This is a genomic window from Mesorhizobium sp. WSM4819, from assembly GCF_055811215.1.
This window is the reverse complement of record NZ_JBVVQO010000024.1, coordinates 68,068-92,781: the sequence shown is the minus strand read 5'-3', so window position 1 is coordinate 92,781 and position 24,714 is coordinate 68,068. Positions and strand designations below refer to the sequence as shown.

Here is a 24,714-nt window from a genome sequence, read left to right as displayed (position 1 = left end):
GCTCAATGCAGGCGCGACGACCGGTTCCTGATCTCTACCTCAACCGCAGGCGCCCTCCCGCGCAGCGGGTTCGTTCCTCGGCCCCACACAGGTCGTTCCATAACAGCGGCTTAAAGGACCGCTCCTGGCCCACACGCGCCGTCGGAGAGCTGGTGAGTTAGGTCTCCTTCCCTGAGCGGGCTAACGGCCCCGGAACCAAGCGTCAGATTTTGACCATGAGCGCTCAGGCAAACTGCCCAATCCGTCGGCGATGCGATGATTTTTGCGTCACTAATGCGAGTGCTCGAAGCCGCACTGTCCGCAAATGCCGGCCTTTTTGGCCTGTTCGGCGTTGGCATGCTCCTTGCTTCGTTGGTGGTGTGCAGAGCGTCTAGGGTTCCGGCCGCAAAAAAACGGTGCTGGTCCAAGAGATGCGACCGCCAGGGATGCACTGAGGCATCCGGCGGAACACGGCGGGCCAAAATCCCGGGAGAACCCTGCACGGGTTTGCTGGCGCGAACCTCTCCCGGATGCGCGCTCGCAAATCCCAACATCAAGTCCGGTCGCAATCCGGATCGCGAACAGGGGTACGCAATGCTTCGCAAGCTGGCCGCAATCATCCTAGCCGCATCACTTCCCATCGTTTCCGCCGCCGGCGCGGCGCCCAAGAAAGACTTCAAGATATGCTGGTCGATCTATGTCGGCTGGATGCCGTGGGGCTATCTCTCCGATAGCGGCATCATGAAGAAATGGGCCGACAAAAACGGCATCAATGTCGAGATCACCCGCATCAACGACTATGTCGAAAGCATCAACCAGTACACCGCCGGCGGTTTCGACGGCTGTTCGATGACCAACATGGACGCGCTGTCGATCCCCGCAGGCGGCGGCGTCGACACCACCGCCTTGATCATCGGCGACTTCTCCAACGGCAATGATGCGGTGATCCTCAAGGACAAGGCAGCGCTCGCCGACATTGCCGGCCAGAAGGTCAATCTCGTCGAGCTCTCCGTCTCGCATTACCTGCTGGCGCGGGCGCTGGACACGGTCAAGCTCGCCGAGAAGGACATCACCGTCGTCAACACATCCGACGCCGACATGGTCGCCGCCTACGGCACCAGCGACGTCACCTCGGTCGTTACCTGGAACCCGCTGGTTTCCGAGATAGTCGCCATGCCGGGTGCGCACAAGGTGTTCGATTCCGCGCAGATTCCCGGTGAGATCATCGACATGATGGTCGTCAACACCGAGACGCTGAAGGACAATCCGGCATTGGGCAAGGCGCTTGTCGGCGCGTGGTACGAGGTGATGGAGCTGATGACCTCCGACACGCCGGAAGGCAAGGCAGCCAAGGAGGAGATGGCCAAGGCGTCCGGCACCGACCTCGCCGGCTTCGACGCGCAGCTTGCCTCGACGGCAATGTTCTTCGAGCCCGCCAAGGCGGTCGAGTTCACCAACGGCAGCGAATTGCCGAAGACAATGGATCTTGTCCGCAACTTCCTGTTCAGCCACGGCATTCTCGGCACCAATGCGACCAGTGTCGACGTCGTCGGCATGAGCTTTGCCGATGGATCGACGCTGGGCGACGCCAAGAACGTCAAGCTGCGTTTCGATCCAGCGTTCATGGCCGAGGCGGCAACCGCAACGCCTTGACCCGACATGCTGGCCAGGGGAATGAGTGCCAGGGATGAAGCCTCCGCGACGGGCGGGGAGGGCATTAAGCGTCCTTCCCGGCCAAAGCCGAGGGTGCGCCTTCGCATGATCAATGCGAAGGTTTCGCGCGGCGGCGCCTTGTTCCTCGGCGGCTTGCCGTTCCTGTTCGTGGCAATCGCCTATCTCTTCGCTTCGGCGCAACGACTGACGGTCAATCCCAGCGACAAGCTGCTGCCTTCGCCGGTACAGATGTGGTCGGCCTTTCTTGACCTTGCCACGGTGCCGGACAAGCGCTCGGGCGACCTCATCCTTTGGGTCGACACCTATGCCAGTCTCCTCAGGCTGTTCGCGGGCGTGGGCGTTGCCACGGTCGCCGCGCTTTCGCTCGGCATTGCCATCGGCTTCATCCCGCGGGTGCGGGCGTTCCTGCTGCCCTTCGTCACCGTCGTTTGCGTCATCCCTCCGCTGGCGCTGCTGCCGATCCTGTTCATCGCGCTCGGCCTCGGCGAAACGGCCAAGATCACGCTGATCGCCGTCGGCGTCGCGCCGGTGATGGTGCGCGACATCGCCAACCGGGTGATGGAGTTGCCACCAGAACTGGTGGCCAAGGCGCAAACGCTTGGCGGCAACAGCTGGACCACGGTCTTGCGGCTGGTGCTGCCGCAGATCATGCCGCGCCTCATCACTTGCGTGCGGCTGGCGCTCGGGCCGGCCTGGCTGTTCCTGATCGCCGCCGAAGCCATCGCCTCGACCGAAGGGCTGGGTTACCGCATCTTCCTCGTCCGCCGCTATCTCTCGATGGACGTCATCCTGCCTTATGTCGCCTGGATCACGCTGCTTGCCGTCATCACCGACTGGCTGCTGGTGCGGCTGTCGCGGGCAATCTCCCCTTGGGCGCATCCGGTGGAGGCCAGATGAGCCGCATCGTCGTTCACGGGCTGGAAAAGAACTATGGCGATACCCGCGTGCTCGAGCGGGTCAACGTCACCGCCGAGGCCGGCGAATTCCTGTCGCTGGTCGGCGCCAGCGGCTGCGGAAAATCGACGTTCCTGCGCATCCTGCTCGGCCAGGAGCAGCAGAGCAGCGGCGTCGTCATCGTCGGCGATGGCCCGATCGTGCCCGAGCCGACGCCGCAGCGCGGCATCGTCTTTCAGCGCTATTCGGTGTTTCCGCATCTGACCGCCATGCAGAACCTGCTGCTGGTCGAAGACTTTCGCTCGGGCGGGCCGTTTGGCCGCGTCTTCGGCGCCAGGCGCAGAAACGCCAGGCAACAGGCCGAGGCCATGCTGGCGCGGGTTGGCCTTGCCCATGCGCGCGACCTCTATCCGGCATCGCTCTCCGGCGGCATGCAGCAGCGGCTGGCGATTGCGCAGACCTTGCTTGGCCGGCCGCAGATCCTGCTTCTCGACGAGCCGTTCGGTGCGCTCGATCCCGGCATCCGCGTCGAGATGCACGACCTGCTGACCGAGCTGTGGACCGAGCATGGCATGACGGTGGTGATGGTCACCCACGATATCGGCGAGGCCTTCAAGCTCGGCACCCGCGTGCTGGTTTTCGACAAGGTGCGCCACGATCCGCAGTTCCCGTCGGCTTACGGCGCGACGATCACCTACGATCTGAGGCTCGATCGCAAGACCCGGGCTTCCTCTCATCACTTGGCCAAGGTGGCCGCGATGGTCGGGACGACCCGGCCGGATACAGCAATGGCGACGACGGCGTCGTAACGGAGAGTTTGAATGTCCAGAAGTATCCCCGAACGCAGCCACCGCCGGGCAGGGCTCGTCGCCCGGGCGGCCAGGGAGCGTTTTCACCACCCCGATTTCGACGCCCGCGGCACGCAGGGCTGGAAATCGATCGAGGCCGAGGGCAAGCTGCCGGAAAGCGGCTGGCGCAAAGAGCAGCAATGGGCGCTCGACATGGGCCTGCCAGGGTCGGAGTCGATCGTCGACAAGTCGATCCCGACATTCGCGCGCGGCGAGCTGCCGCATTTCGCCGGCATCAACACCTTTCTCAAGGCGCCCTATGTCGAGAACGTCCGCGATGTCGGCAAATATGATGCTGCCGTCATCGGCATTCCTTTCGACAGCGGCACCACCTACCGGCCGGGAACCCGCTTCGGGCCGCAAGGCATTCGCCGCATCTCGGCGCTCTATACGCCGTACAATTACGAGCTCGGCGTCGATTTGCGCGAGCAGATGACGCTGTGCGACGCCGGCGACGTCTTCACCATTCCCGCCAACCTCGAAAAGAGCTTCGACCAGATCACCAAGGGCGTCAGCCATGTCGCTTCGTCCGGCGCGCTGCCGATCATGCTGGGCGGCGACCACTCGATTGGTTTCCCTTGCGTGCGCGGCATCGCCGACGTGACCTCGAAGCGCATCGGCATCATCCATTTCGACCGCCATATCGACATCCAGGAAAAGGATCTCGACGAGCGCATGCACACCACGCCTTGGTACTGGGCGACCAACCTGCCGAACGTCTCGGCGACCAATCTCGTGCAGCTCGGCATCGGCGGCTGGCAGGTTCCCCGCTACGGCGTCGCCGAGGCGAGGAAGCGCGGCACCAACGTGCTGACCATTGCCGACATTGAGCAGATGGGCCTCGAGAAGGCGGCGGAAATCGCGCTCGAACTCGCATGGAAGGACACCGACGCCGTCTACATCTCTTTCGACGTCGACAGCCTCGATTGCGGTTTCGTACCCGGCACCGGCTGGCCTGAGCCGGGCGGCTTCCTGCCGCGCGAGGCGCTCAAGCTGCTTGGGCTGGTGACGGCGCCTGGAATTTGCGGGCTGGAAGTGGTCGAGGTCTCGCCGCCCTACGACACGTCGGACATCACCGCGCTGTTCGGCGTGCGTGTCGTCGTCGAAGCGCTCGGCTCGATGGTCGCCCACGGCAATCTCGGCAAGCACAAATCGATCATCGACAAACCGGTGAGTTTTTGACCATGCACGACGATCATCACCACAGTCATGGCCATGGCGACGGCCACCATCATCACGGGCCGAACGGTCATCATGACCATCCGCACGCCCCCGGCCACAATGGGCCCGCTGGCAAGCCGCTGCAATGGCAGACGCCGCATCTGCCGGACCCGGCTCACGAGTTGCCGGTTGATCCCGCATCGGTCGACCTCGACCTTGTCGAAACCGCCTTCCTCGAAGGCTTTGCGCGGGCGCCGGACCCATCCAGCTTTCTGCGTCTGGCCGGCATACCCTTTGTCGGCGAGACGACGGACGGCGTGCGGCTTCATCTCTTGCGTGTCGAGACCGAGGATCTGGTCGACGTCGGCGCGGTCATGCCGCTTGTCGGCGGCACCGGCGTCGCCTATCACCCGCTGCCGGCGCGCCTGACATCGCACCGCCGCCGCCTCGCTTTCATCTATCACGACGGCGCTCAGCAAATGCCGCTCGGCTTCGCCGCCGCGCGCGCCCTAGTGGACCGTTCCGCCGCTTCGCAATTCACCGTTCCCGGGCATTGAAACCAAACCCGTCACTCTCATCGAGCAGGTACAACCATGAAAACATTGGCAAGCATGAAAATATCGGCAAGACTTGGCATCCTTTCAGCTCTCGCCGCCGTCACACCGTCGCTGGCGTTTGCCCATAGCGGCGGCGCTCACGTCCACGGCTTTTTCGCCGGCCTCCAACATCCGCTGTTCGGCATGGATCATCTGCTCGCAATGGTTGCAGTCGGCATGATCGGCGCCCGTGCCGGCGGGCGCAGCATTGTCCTTGTGCCGCTGGCCTTTGTCTCGGCCATGGTCGCCGGGGCCTTGCTCGGCATGGCCGGCATCGGCCTGCCTTCGCTTGAAACCGGCATCGCGCTGTCGCTTGTGGTCTTCGGCGCGATGGTCGGCCTCGCCAAGCCGCTGCCGCTGGCCGCCGCGGCGGCACTGACGGCCCTGTCCGGCCTCTTCCACGGCAACGCCCACGGCCTTGAGAGTCCCGAGAGCGCCGGCGGCATCGCCTACGCCGCTGGCTTCATGCTCGCCACGTCGATGCTGCATGCAATCGGCATTCTGTCCGCTGTCAAGCTGGCTCGTTGGCCGACGACGGTCCGCACCGCTGGAATCGCCACCTCGCTGGTTGGAATGGCCATGGCGGCCCAAGCTTTTTGAGACGTAAGGCAGTCGGCTAACAGAACTGGAAAGCAGATGAGCCAGAAATGGTCGATGAGGCTGCGGCGCGTCCGCGATTTGCTGTACCAGATCCTGAAGGTCCGAGCCCAACGGCTTTGAGGGGCGCGGTATTCGCGTCCCTCCGGTCGAAATGAGCGTCAGAACTCGAGCGCCTGCCTGAGCGCCGGACCGCTCCTGACACGCAGATCGAGGTCGGCCTCGATATGGTCGATGTGGTGCAGCATCAGCGCGCTGGCGCGTTCGGAATTGCCATTTTCCAGCGCCTCCAGGATATTCATGTGCTCGCTATGGCCGCAGCTCGAGACGCCCGAGCGGCCGTAGAGCGCAATCACCAGCGATGACCGCGCCACCAGTTCTTCCATGAAGCGCTGGAGGATGGCGTTTCCGGCAACCGAAGCCAGCAGCAGGTGAAAATCGCCCGAAGCCTTGATTTCCGAGCGTCTTGCATTTGGTCCGCGTTCGGCAATGAAGCGGCCCTCTTCATCAAGCTGCGCCTTGAAGGCAGCGACATGGTCCGGCGTCATCCGCCCGGCTGCGGCAATCGCTATGCCGGGCTCGATCAGCCGGCGCGAAGCAAAGACCTGACGCGCTTCCTCCGGCGACGGGTTGGCGACGAAGGCGCCACGATTGCGCTCGGTCCGCACCAGGCCTTCGAAGGAGAGCATCTGCAGCGCCGCGCGCGCCACGGTGCGGCTGACGTCGAATAAAGTGCCGACCTCGCCTTCCGACAGCTTGGTTCCGGGCGCCAGCCGGCGGTCGACGATCGCGTCGCGCAACTGATCGCGGATCGCCTGGGCGCGATCCTCGTTGGCACTGTCGACAGCAGGGAAAGTCTGGTCGGCTATATTCATGATGGTGGTCCCTGCGCCTTTTCTAACCTGAATCGGGTCGCTTGCACGAGAGACAAAGTGAATACGATGCCGAAAAAGATTGCATACGATTTTTGCGGGAATCGGCAGCGATCGCCTATAATTTGTGCATTCGTAGGCATGCCATTTCGAGGGGCGGCCGGAGGCAATTCTGATTTTCCCAAGGAATCAATCGTTTGAGGCCGATCTGGGGCAACTGGCATGCATGATGCTTTGCTTAAGTTGATTTAGAGAGGAAGCCGGATGTCCAAAGCCGCCGAAATCGACATCGTGTCCGTTTCGAAGATCTATGGCGCAACGACTGCCGTCGAAGACATCAGCTTGAAAATCCCCGCGGGAACCTATTGCTGCCTGCTCGGGCCGTCCGGCTGCGGCAAGACCTCGACGCTGCGCATGATTGCCGGGCACGAAAGCATATCGAGCGGCGACGTGCGTCTCGGCAACACGGTGGTCACCGACCTGCCGCCGGCCAGGCGCGGCACCGCCATGATGTTCCAGTCCTACGCGCTGTTTCCGCATCTCGACCTGATCGACAATGTTGCGTTCAGCCTCAAGATGAAGGGCGTCCGCAAGGAGGAGCGCCGCTCCAGGGCGCTCGATATGCTGAAGCTGATGCAGATGGAGGGCTACGCCAGCCGCCGCCCGGCGCAGCTTTCGGGCGGACAGCAGCAACGCGTCGCTCTGGCCCGCGCGCTGATCACCGACCCCGAAGCGCTGCTGCTCGACGAGCCGCTATCGGCACTCGATCCATTCCTGAAGATCCGCATGCGGGCGGAACTGAAGAAGCTGCAGACGTCGCTCGGCATCACTTTCGTCCACGTCACCCACAGCCAGGAGGAGGCGATGGCGCTCGCCGACCTGATCGTGGTCATGAATGACGGCCGTATCGAGCAGGCGGCGCATCCGCGCATCGTCTTCGAGCGGCCGGCCACCGCGTTCGTCGCTCGCTTCATGGGCGATCACAACGTCGTCTCCGGCCGCGTCAGCGGCAGCCGCGTCGGCATGGTTGTCTTCGATGTGCCGGGTGGGGCCTCGCTTGCGGCCAGCGGGCAGGGCAGGGCGATCGGCGAGCCGATCGATATCGCCATTCGCACCGACCATGTGCGGATCGGCGACCCACTGGCCACGGGGCTCGGCTTTACCGGCATCGCTTCCAACGTCGAATACCGCGGCTCGACCGTAAAACTCTCGGTCAATGGCGCCGGCATTGAGGATTTTACCGTCATCGTCGACGACACCAGCTTCTTCGCCAAGCCGGTCGCCGTCGGCGACGCGGTGCCGATCGCCTGGGACGCCGAGGACGCGATTGTTCTTGGCCGTCTCGATTCCTGAACCAGAACCACCAATCAAAACAGGGGAACTGACATGACCAACACCACCGACAACAAGACAGGAATTTCCCGCCGCTCGCTGCTTAAGACCGGTGCTGCCGCCGTCGGTCTTGCCGCCGGTTCGGGTGCCATATCAGGGTTTCCGACGATCTGGGCGCAGAACCCGATCACGCTGCGCCAGTTCGGCACCGGCGTGTCGAACCTCAACGCCATTGCCGACAAGTGCAAGGCCGACCTCGGCATCACGCTGGAAATGACTGCGACCGATTCCGACGCCGCCGCCCAGCGCGCGGTGACCCAGCCGGACAGCTACGACATCGCCGACATCGAATACTGGATCGCCAAGAAGGTCTATCCGTCCGGCGTGATGCAGCCGATGGATGTCAAGAAGCTGAAATATTACGACAAGATCGTGCCGCTGTTCATCACCGGCAAGCTGACGCCCGACAGCGTCATCGCCCAGGGCACCGCGCCGCATACCGTCGGCTTCGTCGAGGCGCAGGACGCCAAGACCTTCGCCGAGCAGCCGACGCAGTGGATGACGATGGTTCCGACCATCTACAATGCCGATACGCTCGGCATTCGCCCCGATCTTGTCGGCCGCGACATCACCACCTGGGCCGACATCATGGATCCGGCCTTCAAGGGCAAGGCCGCCATTCTCAACATCCCGTCGATCGGCATCATGGATGCGGCGATGATCATGGAAGCCATGGGCAACATCAAATATGCCGACAAGGGCAACATGACCAAGGAGGAGATCGACAAGACGATCGACTTCCTGATCAAGGCCAAGCAGGACGGCCAGTTCCGGGCGTTCTGGAAATCGTTCGACGAGAGCGTCAATTTGATGGCATCGGGCGAAGTGGTCATCCAGTCGATGTGGTCGCCGGCCGTCGCTGCGGTGCGCTCCAAGGGCATCGCCTGCAAATACCAGCCGCTCAAGGAAGGCTATCGCTCGTGGGGCGGCGGCCTTGGCCTGGCGGCGCATCTCAAGGGCGCCGAGCTCGACGCCGCCTACGAATACATCAACTGGTACTTGTCCGGCTGGGTCGGCGCCTACCTCAACCGCCAGGGCTACTACTCGGCCGCCATGGATACGGCCAAGCAGTTCATGTCCGAGGACGAATGGGGCTACTGGGTCGACGGCAAGCCGGCCAAGGGCGACATCATGGCGCCGGACGGCAAGATCATGGAGAAGGCGGGCGCGGTGCGTGACGGCGGCTCCTTCGTCGAGCGCATGGGCAAGGTCGCCTGCTGGAACTCGGTCATGGACGAGGACCGCTACATGGTGAGGCGCTGGAACGAATTCATCGCGGCGTAGTGCAAGGCAGGCAATAACTGAGATGTTGCGTTCCTTGGCGCCCCCCTCTGTCCTGCCGGACATCTCCCCCACTTGGGGGGAGATTGGCAGCTTCGCTGTTGGCCCCTCTTCTTGCGATGTTGGAGATTGGCGAAAGCGGCGGCGACGGCCGATCTCCCCCCAAGTGGGGGAGATGTGCGGCAGGACAGAGGGGGGCGCCAAGGATCACAACCTGGCAAATTGCTCTTTCGCCACATCGTCCCGAAAGCGTTTCACATGACTGTGGCTCTCGACCAGCCTGTAGCCGCCGCCAAACCCAGGCGCCGCCGCGTCTCGGTCGCCCGCCTCGTCCCCTACCTCCAGGCGGCGCCGCTGGCGCTGATCCTCGGCGCGTTCCTTTTGCTGCCGATCCTGATGATCGCCGTGGTCTCCTTCTGGGAGTACGATTTCGCGGCGATGTATCCGGATTTCCTGACCATCAACTACGCCGACACGCTCGGCTCGTGGGTGACCTGGAAAACCTATCTGAACACGCTGAAATACGCTGGTATCGTCTGGGCACTGACGCTGTTCGTCGGCTTCTGGGTCGCCTATTTCCTCGCCTTCCATATCAGGACCACCGCCATGCAGATGGTGCTGTTCCTGGTCTGCACGGTGCCGTTCCTGACCTCCAACATCATCCGCATGATCTCGTGGATTCCGGTGCTTGGCCGCAACGGCCTGGTCAATTCGACGCTGGTTGAGATCGGGCTGATCCCGAAGCCGATCGAATGGCTGCTCTATTCCGAATTCGCCGTGGTGCTGGCCATGGTGCATCTCTACACGCTGTTCATGGTGACACCGATCTTCAACACGCTGATGCGCATCGACAAGTCGCTGATCGAGGCTGCGCGCGATGCCGGCGCGTCCGGCTGGCAGGTGTTGTGGAACGTCGTCATCCCGCTTGCCAAGCCCGGCATGGCGATCGGCACCATCTTCGTCGTCACGCTGGTGATGGCCGACTTTTCGACGGTGCAGGTGATGTCCGGCGGACAGAGCGCATCCGTCGCGCTGATGATGAAGAACCAGATGTCGCTGCTGCAATATCCGGCAGCGGCCGCCAACGCTGTCGTGCTGCTGGTGCTGGTGCTGCTGATGGTCGCCGGCATCCTGCGCATCGTCGACATCCGCAAGGAGCTGTGAGGCGATGAGCCGGGACAAGCGCACCCTTGAATTCTACGTGCTGGCGGCATTCTTCGCCCTTTTCGTGCTGTTTCTCTACGGCCCGCTCTCGGCGATCCTGATCCTGTCCTTCCAGGGCGAGAATGGCGGGCTGACCTTTCCGCTGAACGGCGTTTCGCTGCACTGGTTCGCCAATCTGTTCGAACGCCAGGCGGTCGGTGATTTCGGCGGCAGCTTCAAACGCTCCTTTATTCTTGGCCTGATGGTGATGATCGTCACAGTCGGCGTGTCGCTGCTTGCCGGTCTTGCCTTTCGGCAAAAATTTCGCGGCGCCACCGCATTGTTCTATCTGGCAGTCGCCAGCCTGGTCGTGCCGTCGATCATCATCTCGCTCGGCATCGGCGTCGTCTTCCAGCAGATCGGCTTTCGTCCCGCCTGGTACACCTCTGCCTTTGGTGCCCATCTGACCTGGACCTTGCCTTTCGGCGTGCTGATCATGTTCGCGGTCTTCAACCGGTTTTCGCCGGCCTATGAGGAAGCTGCGCGGGACTTGGGCGCGACCTCCTGGCAGACCTTCGCGCATGTCGTGCTGCCGATGATCGCGCCCAGCCTAATCGGTGTCGGCCTGTTCGGTTTCACCCTGTCCTATGACGAGTTCGCCCGCACCCTGATGACCTCGGGCACGTTCAACACGCTGCCGCTCGAAATCTACGGCATGACGACGAATGTGACGACGCCAGTGCTCTATGCGCTGGGCACCGTGACCACGGTATTTTCCTTCCTGGTGATTTTGGCGACGCTCGGCGCAATCGCCTATGTCGGCGGCCGTCGGCCGCGAGCTTGAGAGAACCGCAGTGCAGATCCTCGTCGTCAATCCGAACACCACCGCAAGCATGACCGAAACCATTGCAGCGGCGGCGCGGTTGGTCGCCGGCGCCGGTACGGACATCGTCGCCGTCACCTCGACGATGGGTCCGGTGTCGATCGAAGGCTACTACGACGAGGCGCTGGCCGTGCCGGGCTTGCTGGTCGAGATCGCCGACGGCGAACGCTCGGGCGCGCTGGCTGCGATCGTCGCCTGTTTCGACGACACCGGCCTCGATGCGGCGCGCGCCATGGCCAACATTCCGGTCATCGGCATCTGCGAGGCAGCGCTCAGCACGGCCTCGTTCATCGCCCAGCGCTTCACCGTCGTCACCACGACCGAGCGCTCGCGCGTGCCGGTCGAAGCGCTGGTGCAGCGCTATGGCATGGCAGGACGGGCACGCGTGCGCGCTGCCGACATTCCGGTTCTTGCGCTCGAAGACCCAACCTCCGACGCGATCCTGAAGCTGCGCGGCGAGATCGCGCGCGCGCTCGACGAGGATCGCGCCGAGGCCATCGTGCTCGGCTGTGCCGGCATGGCCGATCTCGCCGCCGCGCTGCGGCGGGAGTTCGGAGTTCCGGTCATCGACGGCGTCGGCGCCGCGGTCAAGCAGGCCGAGGCACTGATCGCGCTTGGCCTGTCGACGTCCAAGCGTGGCGCCTATGCAAACCCGCTGGCAAAGCCCTATCTTGGCGCATTGAAGTCCTTCGCCCCCGGTACCGTAGCCACCGAGTGAGGCAATGCGCCGAACGATCAGAACGCTCGCACTTGAAGACGTAAAAATCCTTGTCGACTGGGCGGCAGCGGAGGGCTGGAATCCCGGTGTTGGCGATGCCGTGACGTTCCATGCGGCGGATCCAGAGGGCTTCATCGGCGCCTTTGTCGATGGCGAGATGGTGGCCGGTATTTCGGCCGTCGCCTATGGCGACGATTTTGGTTTCATCGGTCTCTACATCTGTCGGCCGGACAGGCGCGGCGAGGGCCATGGCAAGGCGGTCTGGGATGCCGGCATGGCGCGGCTCGGCGACCGTACGGTCGGCGTCGATGGTGTCGTCGAACAGCAGGCCAATTACCGCAGCATGGGTTTTGCGCCGGTCTACCGGACGATCCGGTTCGTCGGATCGCCGAACTGTCCGACAGAAGCCGACAGCGACATTCGCGTCATAGGCCCGGAAGCCGATGTCCTGGACTACGACAGCCGGTTCTTTCCCGCTCCGAGGCAATCCTTCCTGGAACACTGGCTGCGCCCGCCGCACATGGCGCTTGCGATCGTCAAAGACGGCGCGATTGAGGGATATGGCGTCGCGCGCCGATGCCGTGACGGTTGCAAGATCGGGCCGCTCTTTGCCAACAGCCTGGACGCGGCAAGCCGCCTTTTCGCGGCACTCGCCAACGCCTCCAGACCCGGAAATATCCACCTCGACGTTCCCGAGACCAGCGGGCAATTTGCAGCCAGGCTGACGTCCGCCGGCCTCCAACCCGGTTTCGAGACGGCTCGAATGTATAGGGAAAACCGCCGCAGCTCACGCAGTCGGGTGTCTTTGCGATAACCACCCTGGAGCTTGGTTGACCGGACGGCCCTAATACAGCGGCTCGGCCATGTGCCGGGGCGCCGGCCATTCCGTCGTGATCCCGGGCTGCACCGGCCGCTCGAGATAGGTCGACAGAACCACATAGCTTCGCGTCGAGGTCACGCCAGGCGTTTCGTAAAGCCGCGACAGCAGGCCTTCGAGCGCCCGTGTGTCCTCGGTGCGGACCTTGATCAGCATGCATGTGTCGCCGGCCACCGAATGGATCTCCTCGACTTCGGGGTGCTCGGAAATCGCCATCAGTTCGGGGGTTTTTCCCCAGCCCTTGGTGTCGATGTGCACGAAGGCAAGCAGCGGCTTGCGCGCCGCCTTGGGATCGATGATCGCCGCGGTATTGCGGATGGCGCCGCTGCGCCGAAGCCGCTTCACCCGTTCATGCGCGGCCGGCGGCGACAGGCCGACGCGATCACCGAGCTCGGCATAGCTGACCGTGGCGTCGTCGACCAGAACGCCTAATATTTTTCGGTCAATCGCGTCAACATCGCGGGCAGCAGGCCTGTTCTGCGGAATGCCATCTGTTTCTTCATCCATGGTGAAATTCCTTATTGATACAGAATTTAATACGGCGATTATCGGCATATGTCGAACAGTGATCAAGTCGCAACATTGACGGGAAGGCCGCCTATCCCGGCGCTCGCCTATCTCTTGACCGGATGCATCGCGGTGATCGGCTCGAACTCGCTGGTTCTCGGTCCGATAGCGCCGGCGGTGGCCGCGTCGTTTGCGACGAGCGTGCCGGCCGTCATGATCGCGTCCGCTGCGTTCGGGCTTGGCACGTCGGCAAGCGCCTTGTTCCTGGCCCGCCATATCGATCGGCTTGGCGCCCGCCGCATGCTGCAAGGGGCGTTGCTGCTGCTGGCGGTCGCGCTTCTCGCCAGCGCCGCCGCGCCGACGGTAACGATGCTGGTTACGGCCCAGCTTGTCGCCGGCATCGCCGCCGGTATCGCCATGCCGGCAATCTATGCCAGCGCCGCGGCGATCGCGCCGCCTGGCCGCGAAAGTGGAACCATCGGTGTCGTGCTGACCGGATGGACCCTGAGCATGGTCGCCGGCGTCTCATTGTCGGCGGTGCTTGCCGATCTGGTGCATTGGCGCGCCGTTTTCGCAGCGGTTGCGGTGCTTGCGGCGCTCGCGTTGACCGGCCTTACCCTGACGTCGTTGAGCGACGTCAGGAAAAGCGGCCCGGCGCCGGCGCCGCTCGGCGCCTTGGCCGTTCCCGGCATAGTGCCGCTCCTGGTCGCCTGCGGCGCCTTCATGACCGCCTTCTACGGCGTCTATGGCTATCTTGGCGATCACCTTCACAACGGCTTGGGACGGCCGGTCAGCGCCAACGGCTTGGCGGCGCTCGCCTATGGCGCCGGCTTCGGCATGGCGGCGCTGCTTGACGGCGTGATCGATCGACTTGGCGCGCGACGCGTCATGCCGTTCGCCTATCTCCTCGTCGCGGCCGTCTACGTCGCGCTCGCCGCGGCAGGCAGTAGTTTCCATCTGACCATCGCGATGGTCGCGCTCTGGGGCCTTGCCAATCATTTCGGGCTGAACGTCCTGGTGATGCGCCTCTCGGCGCTCGATCCGGCGCGGCGCGGCACGATCATGGGCCTGAACAGCGCAGTGACCTATCTCGCGGTGTTTGTCGGCACTACCGCCTTCGGTCCGCTCTATTCCAGCTTCGGCTTTGCGGCATCGGCAATGGTCGCCGCGCTGCTCATGCTGGTTGCCGCTGCGGCGGCGGCGTGGCATTCGCCGCGGCCCGTGTAGTCGCGGAGCCACGCGGCGGCAGAGCTTGCGCTCCCGTCCTTTCCTTCGATAAATGCAAATGAAAGTGCCACGGGTCCGGAAGCGCTGTATACCCGTATCCGGCTGTGAGCCTGTCTGGACAAGCGATGAACATGACGCTTGAAACCACCGCCGACCCTTCGCCGAAAGAACTCGCTGTTCTCGGGGAGCGGCTCAGCGCGTTCAACGACAGCGAAGTCGGTCCGGCCAACAGGAAGGTGCTCGCCGTGTTCGTGCGCGACGAGCACCGTGCGGTTGTCGGCGGCATCTCGGGATACACCGCCTGGGGCTGGCTCTATGTGCAGTGGCTGTGGGTTGATGAGCGGCTGCGCGGCCGGCGCATGGCCGGCAGGATGCTGGACGCAGCCGAACAGGAGGCCGTCGCACGCGGCTGTCATGGCGCCTTGATCGACACCTTCAATCCCCGGGCGGCCAAGGCCTATGAGCGTCAGGGGTATCGGCTATTCGGCGTGCTTCCCGATTTTCCCGCCGGTCGCAGCCGCGTCTTCCTGCAGAAGAAACTGCTGGCTTGATCAGCCGGCAAGGCGTCCGCCGCGCATCGGCTGTGGCACACCGGTGGTGGTCGGAAAACTGATCGGCAGGCCCCTGAGCACGCGAACCGCCAGGAAGGCAAAGCACTCCGCCTCGACCGCGTCACCCTTCCAGCCGAGCGCCTCCGCCGGCACCGCTTCGACACCAGCGCGGCTGGCGAGCATGGCCATGATCGTCGGGTTGTGGCGGCCGCCGCCGCTGACCACCAGCCGCTTCGGCCGGTGCGGCAGGAGGTCGAGCGCCTTGCCGGCGGCCGCAGCGGTGAAGGCCGTCAGCAGTGCGGCGCCATCCTCAGCGTTCATCCCGTCCGCCATGGCTGCGCCGAAATCGAACCGGTCAAGCGACTTTGGATAGGGCTTGGCCAGGTAGGGATGCTGCAGGAGCTTGGCCAGCCGGTCTTCGTCGACGGTGCCGGTCCGCGCCAGCGCGCCGTCGCGGTCCATTTCGCCCAGCCCTTTCGCCTTGATGAAATCGTTCAGCGGCGCATTGGCCGGTCCGGTGTCGAAAGCGACGACATTGTCCTTGCCGTCCCACCAGGTGATGTTGGCGACGCCGCCGAGATTGAGAACCGCGGTGTCGCCGCTGATATCGGCGTCGCGCAGCAGCGCGGCGTGATAGGCGGCCGACAGCGGCGCCCCTTGCCCGCCGGCGCGGATGTCGGCCGAACGGAAATCATAGGCGACCTTGGTCCCCAGGATTGCATGCATCAAAGCCCCATCGCCGAGCTGGCGGGTCTGGCCGAGCCGGCCGGATTGCGGGGCGCGATGCAGCACGGTCTGGCCATGGAAGCCGACGACGCCGATATCGGCCATCGTCAGCCCGTAGCTTTCGACCAGGTCCTTGACGGCCGCTGATTGGGCGCGCGTCAGCGCTTGTTCAGCTTCGCGAAAGATCGCCGGCTCCGGTCCGGCAAAATTCCACGCCCTGGCCTGATCCAGCGTCTCCTCCAGCAGCGTCCGGATCGAGCCGGGGTAAGGCGCCAGCGTATAGGTGCCGAAATCCGCGATCCGCTCGCCGTCGGTCTTGATCAGCGCAACATCGATATTGCCGTCCAGCACGGTGCCGGTCATCAGCCCGACGGCCCAGATTGGTTCGCCATTTTTCGCAATCATCATTTGTTAGGCTCCGTTGACGCGATCGCCGACCGATGGGCGAATCTCGATAATCCCGCGCTGTCGAAACGGATGTGTCGGATGGATCCGTTTGGTGAGCAAGGTCCCACGCCCTGCCTTTGTCGAAGTCGGTCCATCCTGGATACTGGTATACCGGTATCCAGACAGCTTCACAGCGTCTTTTCGCCGATCGCCTTTCGCAAAAACCCGCCCGCATTGTCGAGCGCCTTGCGTGCCTCTTCGATGCCCATCCCGGTGATTGTCACCAGTATCGCCAGCTTGACGTCTTTGCCGGTCTGGTCGAGCGCCCGTCGTGCCTGCTGCGCTGTGCAGCCCGTGGTCTGCATGACGATCCCGACCGCCCTGGCGACGAGCTTCTTGTTGCTGGGATTGAGGTCGACCATCAGGTTCTGATAGCTCTTGCCGATCCGGATCATGCTGGCTGTCGTAAGCATGTTGAGAACCAGCTTTTGCGCGGTTCCCGACTTCAGCCGGGTCGAGCCGGCGAGAACCTCGGGACCGACAAGCGGAGAGATGGCAATGTCGGCGATGCCGGCAATGACTGACCTGGGATTGCAGGAAAGCGCCACGGTCGTTGCTCCCACCTGCCTTGCATAGGTCAAGCCGCCGATGACGTAGGGTGTGCGGCCGCTGACCGCGATGCCGACCACCACATCGTCGGCGGTCAACTTGATGTCCTGCAGTGCCTTGATGCCTTGTTGCGGATCGTCCTCGGCGCCTTCCACAGCCCGCACCAGCGCATTCGGGCCGCCCGCGATCAGGCCGAGCACCATGCCCTCGGGCACGCCAAACGTTGGCGGACACTCCGAGGCGTCGAGAACCCCCAGCCGGCCGCTCGTGCCGGCGCCCATATAGACAAGCCGCGCGCCTTTTTGAAACGCACCAACGATCCGGTCTACCGCGGCAGCAATTTCCGGAATGACCTTCTCGACGGCGGCCGGAACGCCGCTGTCCTCGTCATTGATCAGGCGCAGGATCTCGATGGTCGGCAGCAGGTCGATATCCATCGTCCTCGGGTTCCGATCCTCGGAAACCAGCCGCTCCAGCTCCGACATCAACTCCTGTTCGTTCATCCGCCTGCTTTCAAACTTCTTGCCATCGGCAACAAGTAATGTGATGCGGCGCCGGGCGTTGACCAGACCAGCGACTGGCATCGACAGGCTCGCCAGCCAAACAAATGTTGACAACATCATCTGTTGTTGGTCAAAGTTCAGCATGAATTGCGCGGACCGGGGTGAGGCGATGGACGACCTTGGAGCACAGGAACAGGCAGTGCTGGATCTGATCGCGGCGAACCCGTTCGCCGGCCAGCAGGATATAGCGACCGCGCTCGGCATTGCCCGCTCGACCGTCGCGGCCCACATCGTGCAACTCGTCAACAAGGGCTACATTCTTGGCCGCGGCTATGTCTTGCCGGCGTCCAAGCGCATGATCTGCATCGGCGGTGCCGTCCTCGACCGCAAGTACCACGCCAGGAAGGATCTGATCTTCGGGACGTCGAACCCGGTCGCCGGCTACCGCAGCTTCGGCGGCGTCGCCCGCAACGTCGCCGAGAACCTTGTCCGCCTCGGCGTCGACATGAGCTTCGTCTCGATTGTCGGCGACGACGAGACCGGCCGCTCGCTGGTGCGGCATCTGCGCGACCTGGGCGCCGACGTCAGCCAGGTCATCACGTCAACGGAGCGGCCGACGGCGGAATATGCAGCGATCCTCGACCTCAATAACGATCTCGTGCTTGGCATCGCCGACATGGAGATCTTCGATCTGTTTTCGCCGTCCTGTCTCGACCGTTTCTGGCCGCATCTGGCTTCGGCGAATTGGGTGTTCATCGACTGCAACCTGCCGGCCGCGACGATCGCAGCGCTGATGTCACGCAAGCAGGGCGCGCGCTTCAAGCTCGCCGTCGACACAGTGTCGTCGCCGAAATCGGCACGCCTGCCCAAGGACCTGTCCGGCATCGACCTTTTGTTCACCAACCATGACGAGGCCAATACGATGCTTGGCATCACCGATGCCGACAAGCGGCTGAAGCCGAAAGAGGCCGCGGCGGCGCTGCGCGCGGCCGGCGCCAGCGAGGTGATCGTGACCATGGGCGCGCACGGATTTGCGGTCGCGACCGAAGGCGGCGTGGCAACGATGCGTTCCGTCCCGGCCCGCGCCGTCGACATCACCGGAGCCGGCGACGCAATGATTGCCGGCACCATGTACAAGGTGCTTTCGGGCGATCCCGTGCTCGACGCGGCGCGCACCGGGGCGCTGCTCGCCACGCTGACCACCGAGAGCGAATCCAGCGTCCACCCCGATCTGTCGCCGCGCTTCCTCACCGCCGGCATGTACCGCATTCCCGCCTGAAGCCAGACGACCCTGAACGCGAGTCGAACCCTGAAAGCGAAACGACGATGAAACCTTCCCTTCTCCATCTGAACGACGAAGTCGCTGCAGCACTTCGTGAAGGCCGCGCGGTGGTGGCGCTGGAATCGACGATCATCACCCACGGCATGCCCTATCCGGCCAATCTGGAGACTGCCCGCAGCGTCGAGATCGTGGTGCGTAAGAATGGCGCCGTGCCCGCCACCATCGCGGTGGTTGCCGGCAAGATCAAGGTCGGGCTCGATGACCGCGAGCTGGAGCAGCTGGCAGCGGCAAAGGACGTGGTCAAGGCGTCCGGGCGCGACCTCGCCGCCATCATGGTGAGCGGCGGCTCGGCCGGGACGACGGTCTCGGCGACGATGCGGATCGCTGCATTGGCTGGCATCGGTATTTTCGCGACCGGCGGCGTCGGCGGCGTGCATCGTGGCGCCGAGGCCACGTTCGATATTTCGGCCGACCTGACCGAACTCGGCCAGACCGGCACGACCGTCGTCTGCGCCGGCGTGAAATCGATCCTCGATATTGCAAAAACGCTGGAATATCTGGAGACCCAGCGCGTGCCGGTGATTGCCTACCAGAGCGACGACTTTCCGGCTTTTTATACGCGCTCCAGCGGACTTAAAGCCGATCACCGCCTCGATACGCCGCAGGACATTGCGCGGGCCATGCTGCTGCACGAGCAGATCGGCTCGGGCACAGGCATCCTCGTCGCCAACCCAATTCCGCAAGTGGATGCGCTCGATCCGGCCTTCATCGACGGCACGATCACGGCAGCGGTGGCGGAAGCCGAAGAACGCGGCATCGGACGCAAGGAGCTGACGCCGTTCCTGCTCGCCCGCATCAACGAGCTTTCGCAAGGCCGCAGCCTGAAGGCCAACATCGCGCTGGTCCGCAACAACGCCGCGCTTGCCGCTCGCATCGCCGTGGCGCATGCGGGATTGAAGGACATGAAATAGCGGAACTGCCGGCCACAATCGCTGACCTGTCCAGCCGCTTTCCAGCCGCGACAGGAGTTCGGCAACCCTCTGGAACATGGGGCTCATTCGTCCGCCCTGGGAGCCTCGGTCTCGGCGCGAACCAGCTTGATGTCGGCGCCCGCGGCCCAAGCGCCGATATCTTCCCGGCGCAATGCCGCCGCCATCATGTCCGGAAACAAATCCGGCGTGCAGGCGAAGACCGGAATGCCAAGTGCGGCAACCGAAACTGCCATTTGCCGGATCATAGCCGGGCCGGCCTTGGTCGGTCAGTGCCAGAAGCACGACGACATTGATGCCGGATCGAACCAGCGCCGCCAGCCGCCGCAGCAATTCCTGGCCATTGCCGCCCTCGTAGAGATCGGTCACCAGCACCAGATGCGACTTGGTTGGCCGCTCGATACGGTCGGCGCAATTCAGACTGGCCCCGCCCTGCACGATGGCTGCTTCAGCAGGCCTTTTTTGCCCTCTCAAGGTGATTTGAACGCTGCGGCGCTTGACTCTTGCGGCACCTTGTGAAAAATTTTGCATCAACTGATAAAAATATCTTAGGGCGGAAATGGTTGGTTTTGGAAACGGCCTCCTGCGCGACGATGAAACCAGTATGGCGACGCGCGCCGCCTGGCTCCATTATGCTGGCGGGCTGACCCAGTCGGAGGTTGCCAAGCGGCTTGGCCTGACCAGCCTCAAGGCGCACCGCCTTATCACCAAGGCCAATCAGGAAGGGCTGGTCAAAGTCTATATCGACGGCGAAGTGTCGGAATGCGTCGCGCTTGAAGACGATTTGTCCAGCCGCTACGGCCTCGATTATTGCGAGGTCGTTCCCGACTTCGATGGCGAGGACTTGCCGCTCAAGGCGCTCGGCATCGCCGGCGCGCAGTTCCTCAAGCGTGAGATCGAACGCGGCGAGGATACGCTGATCGGCGTCGGCCATGGCCGCACGCTCGCCGCCTGCGTCGAATATCTGCCGCGCATATCGGCCGAAAAGACCCGATTCGTCTCATTGCTCGGCGGCCTGACGCGCAAGTTCTCGGCCAATCCGCACGACGTCATTCACCGCCTGGCCGAACGGACCGGCGCCGAAGCCTATGTGATGCCGGTGCCGATGTTCGCCAACACGGTCGAGGATCGAACCGTGCTGCTCGGGCAGAAGGGCATCAGCGAGGTTTTTGATCTCGGCAAGTCCGCCGACCTGCTCATCGCCGGCATCGGCACTGCCGAGCGCGAGGCGTCGCTGGTCGCCACCGGCATGATCGAGAAGGGCGAAATGGAGGAGATCCGCCGCAACGGCGGAGTCGGCGAGCTGCTCGGCCATTTCTTCGATGACGCTGGAAAGGCGGTCGAGACGACGCTTTCCAACCGGGCGCTGGCACTGGCGCGCGAAGACATCAGCAATCGCAGGATTGTCGCCGTTGCCGGCGGCAAGGTGAAGGTTCGTGCCATCAAATCGGTGTTGGAGGGCCGCTATCTCAAGGGCCTGGTCACCGATGAGCGGACGGCGCGAAAACTCGTGGAGCAGACGCCGGTCGGGTAGCCGGCAGCCATTCGATTGAAACTACCCTGTGGAGGAGAAGACAAATGCATGAGAAAGAAAAAGACCTGATCGACGCGTTCCTGCGCGGACAAGTCGATCGTCGTGGGCTGATCAAGGGCCTTGGCGCGATGGGCCTTGCCGCCGGCACGGCCGGAACGCTGCTCAATCTGGGGCAGACCCGAGCGCTGGCGGCTGACTTCGACTGGCAGGCGCACAAGGGCAAGACCATCAAGCTCTTGCTCAACAAGCATCCTTACGCGGATGCGATGATCGCCAACCTTGAAAACTTCAAGAAGTTGACCGGCATGGAAGTCGTCTACGACGTCTTCCCGGAAGATGTCTATTTCGACAAGGTCACCGCTGCGCTGTCGGCCAGCTCGCCTGAATACGATGCCTTCATGACCGGCGCCTACATGACCTGGACCTACGGCCCGGCCGGCTGGATCACCGACCTCAACGAATGGATCAAGGATCCGACCAAGACCAATGTGAACTATGCCTGGGACGACTTCCTGCCCGGCGTCAGGAAGTCCTGCGCCTGGAACGGTCAGCCTGGCGGCGTGCTCGGTTCCGACGACGCCAAGCAGTGGTGCATTCCGTGGGGCTTCGAACAGAACAACATCACCTACAACAAGGGCATGTTCGACAAGGTCGGGGTCAGTGTCCCCGGCAATATGGACGAGATGGTCGCTACGGCGGCCAAGCTCACCAAGGATGTTGGCGGCGGCGTCTACGGCATCGGCGTGCGCGGTTCGCGCTCCTGGGCGACGATCCATCCCGGCTTCCTGTCGGCCTATGCCAACTTTGACCAGAAGGACCTGAATGTCTCGGCCGACGGCAAATTGTCGGCCGCCATGAACACCGCCGAATCCAAGGCCTTCCACAAGCAGTGGGTCCAGATGATTCAGGAGAGCGGCCCCAAGGACTGGTCGACCTACACCTGGTATCAGGTCGGCACCGATCTTGGCGCCGGCGCCTCGGCGATGATCTTCGACGCCGACATCCTCGGCTACTTCATGAATGGCGGCGACAACAAGATGGCCGGCAAGCTCGCCTTCTCCGCCTTCAAGGCCAATCCCGCCGCCAAGGCTCCGACGCCCAACATCTGGATCTGGTCGCTGTCGATGTCCAATTTCTCGAAGGACAAGGACGCCACCTGGTACTTCATGCAATGGGCATCCGGGCCCGAGCATGCACTGTTCGGCGCGACTGAGATGGACTTCGTCAATCCGGTGCGTCAGTCGGTCTGGAACGACCAGATGTTCCGCGAGAAGCTGAACAAGAGCTATCCGGGCTATGTCGAGATGTTCGACGTCTCGGCGCCGGGCGCCAGCATCAAGTTCACCCCGCAGCCGCTGTTCTTCGATCTGACCACCGAATGGGCGGCGACGCTGCAGAAGATGGTGGCCAAGGAAGTGCCGGTCGACGAAGGCCTCGACATGCTGGCCACCAGCGTCGACGGCCAGCTCAAGGAAGCCGGGCTCGGCTGAGTCCTGGCGGCCGGCCGGCCCGCTGCTGCGGGCCAGCCGGCCATTCCACTGCGAAGCGGCGCCTGGAGCATCGGACCCAAACCGGTTTTGGGAAATTCCGATGCTCAAACACTGGCGGTGCCGCCACTCGCCCAACCGGCCGCCTAGCTCCCTGGGCGGCCGGCAGGGCGAAGCAACAGAGATGACGGGTGAGCCACGATGACTACGGCGACAATGCAAAGAAACAGGCCTTCCGGCTTCAGGATCAGCAAGAAAGTGCTGCCCTATGTGCTCAGCCTGCCGGCCTTGCTCGTCTGCATCGGCATCCTGATCCCGTTCTTCACATCGGTCGTCTACTCGTTCCAGCGCTACCGGCTGAGCCAGCCCTGGGCGCGGCAGTTCAACTGGGGCGACAACTACATCTCGTTTTTCACCGACCCGAGGTTCTGGAACACGCTGGAGATATCGCTGCTCTATGCCGGCATCACCGTGCTGCTTGAACTGCTTCTCGGTCTCGGCATCGCCATGCTGCTGCAGAAGCGCTCGACGCTGAACAACTTCATCTCGATCATGCTGTTGATGCCGCTGATGACGGCGCCGGCGCTTGCCGCGCTGATGTGGAAGCTGATGACCAATCCCGGCTTTGGCGTGCTGAGCTACCTCGCCAGCCTGATCGGATTGCAGGATTTCCGCTGGGCTTCGTCGCCGTCGACCGCGCTTTTCACGGTGGTGCTTGTCGATATCTGGGTCTACACGCCCTTCATCATGATCCTGCTGCTTGCCGGCCTGCGCAGCCTGCCGACGCAGCCCTTCGAGGCGGCGGCACTTGACGGCGTGCCGCGGAGTTTTGTGTTCTTCCGCATCACCTTGCCGATGCTGACGCCCTACATCCTGACGGCGACGCTGTTTCGCCTGCTGGATTCCATCCAGCAGTTCGACATCATCTATGCCATGACCCAGGGCGGTCCGGGCGACACGCTGACCGTCTTCCAGGTCGAGGCCTATCTCAATTTCTTCCAGTCGACCAATGTCGGCCGCTCGGCGGCGCTGATGATCATCCTGTGGGCGATCACCTATTTCCTCTCCAACATCTTCATCAAGAACTGGCTGCGGCTGCGCGAACGCGCCCGCGGCCTGGCATAGGAGGCCGGGATGGAACACACCTCGCTTCTCGAACGCATCCTGCGTGGCATAGCCCTCACGCTGGTCGTGATCTTCTTCATGTTCCCGATCGTCTGGATCCTCATGATGTCGTTCCAGACCAACGAGACCATCCTGCGGATTCCGCCGCAGCTTGTCTTCAAGCCGACGCTGGCCAACTACACCGCGCTGATCACCGGCAAGCTGACCACGGCGGCCGGCACGCTCGACATCGCCTTCATGCGCAACCTGTGGAATTCGGTGTTCCTGTCGGTCACCTCGGTCGCCGTCGCGCTGCTGCTCGGCGTCCCCGCCGCTTACGCCTTTGCCCGGCATAAATTCCGCGGCTCGGAGGACATCGCCTTCACGCTGCTGTCGTTCCGGTTCGCGCCGGCGCTGCTGGTGCTGCTGCCGCTCACCCTCTATTTCCAGAAGCTTGGACTGGCCAACACCTATATCGGGCTGATCTGGGTCTATCAGCTGATCTGCCTGCCGCTGATCCTGTGGATCGTGCGCGGCTATTTCGAGGACATCCCGGCCGATATCGAATACGCCTATCGCATTGCCGGCCATTCCTGGTTCGCCACCTTCCGCAAGATCGCGCTGCCGCTCGCCGGCCCCGGCATCGCGGCTGCCGGCCTGCTAGCCTTCATCTTCGCCTGGAACAATTTCATCTTCGCGCTCGTGCTCGCTTCGGCCGACAAGCAGCCAGTGACGGTCGGCGCGCTCGCCTTCATCACCTCCTCCGGCATCCAGTACGGCCAGATCTCGGCAGCGATCGTGCTGTCGATCACCCCGACGCTGGCGCTCGCCCTTTACGCGCAGCGCTATCTCGTCGAAGGCCTGTCGCTCGGTGCGGTGAAAGGATAGCTCCC

The 24,714-nt window shown here is 63.4% G+C and carries 24 protein-coding genes, 2 pseudogenes and 1 riboswitch; of the genes and pseudogenes, 20 read left to right on the top strand and 6 right to left on the bottom strand.

Annotation, left to right across the window (positions count from 1 at the left end; translation table 11 throughout):
- The first annotated feature begins 359 nt into the window (after positions 1-359).
- Positions 360-474, top strand: a riboswitch (guanidine-I (ykkC/yxkD leader).
- Positions 475-573: 99 nt separating this feature from the next.
- The 6 genes from AC0L18_RS21295 (at position 574) to AC0L18_RS21270 (ending at position 5,752) form a co-directional block, all read left to right on the top strand.
- A complete protein-coding gene (locus AC0L18_RS21295; protein WP_473494073.1) occupies positions 574-1,632 on the top strand; it encodes a putative urea ABC transporter substrate-binding protein in 1,059 nt (352 codons plus the stop codon).
- A gap of 105 nt (positions 1,633-1,737) precedes the next feature.
- Positions 1,738-2,550, top strand: coding sequence for an ABC transporter permease (locus AC0L18_RS21290; RefSeq protein WP_473494071.1), 813 nt, complete (start codon positions 1,738-1,740; stop codon positions 2,548-2,550).
- Positions 2,547-3,356, top strand: coding sequence for an ATP-binding cassette domain-containing protein (locus AC0L18_RS21285; RefSeq protein WP_473494069.1), 810 nt, complete (start codon positions 2,547-2,549; stop codon positions 3,354-3,356). Before AC0L18_RS21290 ends, AC0L18_RS21285 begins: the two co-directional genes overlap by 4 nt.
- Positions 3,357-3,368: 12 nt before the next feature.
- Positions 3,369-4,577, top strand: coding sequence for an agmatinase family protein (locus tag AC0L18_RS21280; RefSeq protein ID WP_473494067.1), 1,209 nt, complete (start codon positions 3,369-3,371; stop codon positions 4,575-4,577).
- 2 nt (positions 4,578-4,579) lie between these two features.
- Positions 4,580-5,113 (top strand): hypothetical protein, encoded by a 534-nt coding sequence (locus tag AC0L18_RS21275; RefSeq protein ID WP_473494065.1) that lies wholly within the window; start codon positions 4,580-4,582, stop codon positions 5,111-5,113.
- A gap of 36 nt (positions 5,114-5,149) precedes the next feature.
- Positions 5,150-5,752 (top strand): HupE/UreJ family protein, encoded by a 603-nt coding sequence (locus AC0L18_RS21270; RefSeq protein WP_473494064.1) that lies wholly within the window; start codon positions 5,150-5,152, stop codon positions 5,750-5,752.
- A gap of 158 nt (positions 5,753-5,910) precedes the next feature.
- Here AC0L18_RS21270 and AC0L18_RS21265 read toward each other — a convergent pair whose 3' ends face one another.
- Positions 5,911-6,624, bottom strand: a complete 714-nt coding sequence (locus AC0L18_RS21265) for a GntR family transcriptional regulator (RefSeq protein WP_023800160.1) — start codon at positions 6,622-6,624, stop codon at positions 5,911-5,913.
- A 261-nt stretch (positions 6,625-6,885) separates the two neighbouring features.
- Between AC0L18_RS21265 and AC0L18_RS21260 the strand changes: the two genes are divergently transcribed.
- From AC0L18_RS21260 to AC0L18_RS21235, 6 genes and pseudogenes are all read left to right on the top strand, one after another.
- Positions 6,886-7,974, top strand: a complete 1,089-nt coding sequence (locus AC0L18_RS21260; protein ID WP_473494063.1) for an ABC transporter ATP-binding protein — start codon at positions 6,886-6,888, stop codon at positions 7,972-7,974.
- Positions 7,975-8,007: 33 nt separating this feature from the next.
- Positions 8,008-9,297, top strand: a complete 1,290-nt coding sequence (locus tag AC0L18_RS21255) for an ABC transporter substrate-binding protein (protein WP_473494061.1) — start codon at positions 8,008-8,010, stop codon at positions 9,295-9,297.
- 255 nt (positions 9,298-9,552) lie between these two features.
- Positions 9,553-10,458, top strand: a complete 906-nt coding sequence (locus AC0L18_RS21250) for an ABC transporter permease (RefSeq protein WP_473494060.1) — start codon at positions 9,553-9,555, stop codon at positions 10,456-10,458.
- 4 nt (positions 10,459-10,462) lie between these two features.
- On the top strand, positions 10,463-11,281 hold the full coding sequence (locus AC0L18_RS21245; RefSeq protein WP_023800164.1) for an ABC transporter permease: 819 nt from the start codon (positions 10,463-10,465) through the stop codon (positions 11,279-11,281).
- Positions 11,253-12,038: an aspartate/glutamate racemase family protein gene (locus AC0L18_RS21240; RefSeq protein ID WP_473494059.1), complete on the top strand. Its 786-nt coding sequence runs from the start codon at positions 11,253-11,255 to the stop codon at positions 12,036-12,038. The genes AC0L18_RS21245 and AC0L18_RS21240 overlap by 29 nt, the downstream gene beginning before the upstream one ends.
- Positions 12,039-12,042: 4 nt before the next feature.
- A pseudogene (locus tag AC0L18_RS21235) lies at positions 12,043-12,872 on the top strand (GNAT family N-acetyltransferase).
- 10 nt (positions 12,873-12,882) lie between these two features.
- Here AC0L18_RS21235 and AC0L18_RS21230 read toward each other — a convergent pair.
- Positions 12,883-13,422 carry an Lrp/AsnC family transcriptional regulator gene (locus AC0L18_RS21230; protein ID WP_473494057.1) on the bottom strand — a complete coding sequence of 180 codons (540 nt, stop codon included), beginning with the start codon at positions 13,420-13,422 and terminating at the stop codon, positions 12,883-12,885.
- Positions 13,423-13,470: 48 nt separating this feature from the next.
- On the opposite strand from AC0L18_RS21230, the gene AC0L18_RS21225 reads away from it, so the two are divergent.
- Both AC0L18_RS21225 and AC0L18_RS21220 read left to right on the top strand, forming a co-directional pair.
- Complete coding sequence (locus tag AC0L18_RS21225) at positions 13,471-14,649, top strand: MFS transporter (protein ID WP_473494056.1); 1,179 nt, start codon at positions 13,471-13,473, stop codon at positions 14,647-14,649.
- A gap of 125 nt (positions 14,650-14,774) precedes the next feature.
- Positions 14,775-15,200: a GNAT family N-acetyltransferase gene (locus AC0L18_RS21220; protein ID WP_473494055.1), complete on the top strand. Its 426-nt coding sequence runs from the start codon at positions 14,775-14,777 to the stop codon at positions 15,198-15,200.
- Here the strand turns inward: AC0L18_RS21220 and AC0L18_RS21215 are convergent, their stop codons facing one another.
- Together AC0L18_RS21215 and murQ are read right to left on the bottom strand one after the other, a co-directional pair.
- Complete coding sequence (locus AC0L18_RS21215) at positions 15,201-16,331, bottom strand: anhydro-N-acetylmuramic acid kinase (RefSeq protein ID WP_473494081.1); 1,131 nt, start codon at positions 16,329-16,331, stop codon at positions 15,201-15,203.
- Between the two features lie 170 nt (positions 16,332-16,501).
- Complete coding sequence (gene murQ / locus AC0L18_RS21210) at positions 16,502-17,425, bottom strand: N-acetylmuramic acid 6-phosphate etherase (RefSeq protein ID WP_473494080.1); 924 nt, start codon at positions 17,423-17,425, stop codon at positions 16,502-16,504.
- A gap of 169 nt (positions 17,426-17,594) precedes the next feature.
- Here murQ and AC0L18_RS21205 point away from each other — a divergent pair, with 169 nt between their 5' ends.
- Positions 17,595-18,704, top strand: a complete 1,110-nt coding sequence (locus AC0L18_RS21205; protein ID WP_473494054.1) for a carbohydrate kinase — start codon at positions 17,595-17,597, stop codon at positions 18,702-18,704.
- Positions 18,705-18,751: 47 nt separating this feature from the next.
- The gene (locus AC0L18_RS21200; protein WP_473494053.1) at positions 18,752-19,678 is read left to right on the top strand and encodes a pseudouridine-5'-phosphate glycosidase; all 927 of its coding nucleotides are present in this window, start codon (positions 18,752-18,754) and stop codon (positions 19,676-19,678) included.
- 83 nt (positions 19,679-19,761) lie between these two features.
- Here the strand turns inward: AC0L18_RS21200 and AC0L18_RS21195 are convergent, their stop codons facing one another.
- Both AC0L18_RS21195 and AC0L18_RS21190 read right to left on the bottom strand, forming a co-directional pair.
- A complete protein-coding gene (locus tag AC0L18_RS21195; protein WP_473494051.1) occupies positions 19,762-19,932 on the bottom strand; it encodes a hypothetical protein in 171 nt (56 codons plus the stop codon).
- Between the two features lie 61 nt (positions 19,933-19,993).
- A pseudogene (locus AC0L18_RS21190) lies at positions 19,994-20,227 on the bottom strand (hypothetical protein); the annotation flags it as partial.
- A gap of 28 nt (positions 20,228-20,255) precedes the next feature.
- Here AC0L18_RS21190 and AC0L18_RS21185 point away from each other — a divergent pair.
- The 4 genes from AC0L18_RS21185 to AC0L18_RS21170 all read left to right on the top strand — a co-directional run bounded on the left by AC0L18_RS21185 (position 20,256) and on the right by AC0L18_RS21170 (position 24,709).
- The gene (locus AC0L18_RS21185; protein ID WP_287341386.1) at positions 20,256-21,230 is read left to right on the top strand and encodes a sugar-binding transcriptional regulator; all 975 of its coding nucleotides are present in this window, start codon (positions 20,256-20,258) and stop codon (positions 21,228-21,230) included.
- A gap of 44 nt (positions 21,231-21,274) precedes the next feature.
- Complete coding sequence (locus AC0L18_RS21180) at positions 21,275-22,720, top strand: ABC transporter substrate-binding protein (protein ID WP_091599906.1); 1,446 nt, start codon at positions 21,275-21,277, stop codon at positions 22,718-22,720.
- 198 nt (positions 22,721-22,918) lie between these two features.
- Positions 22,919-23,842 carry a carbohydrate ABC transporter permease gene (locus AC0L18_RS21175; RefSeq protein ID WP_091599904.1) on the top strand — a complete coding sequence of 308 codons (924 nt, stop codon included), beginning with the start codon at positions 22,919-22,921 and terminating at the stop codon, positions 23,840-23,842.
- Between the two features lie 9 nt (positions 23,843-23,851).
- The gene (locus AC0L18_RS21170; protein WP_023800184.1) at positions 23,852-24,709 is read left to right on the top strand and encodes a carbohydrate ABC transporter permease; all 858 of its coding nucleotides are present in this window, start codon (positions 23,852-23,854) and stop codon (positions 24,707-24,709) included.
- Positions 24,710-24,714: the final 5 nt, after the last annotated feature.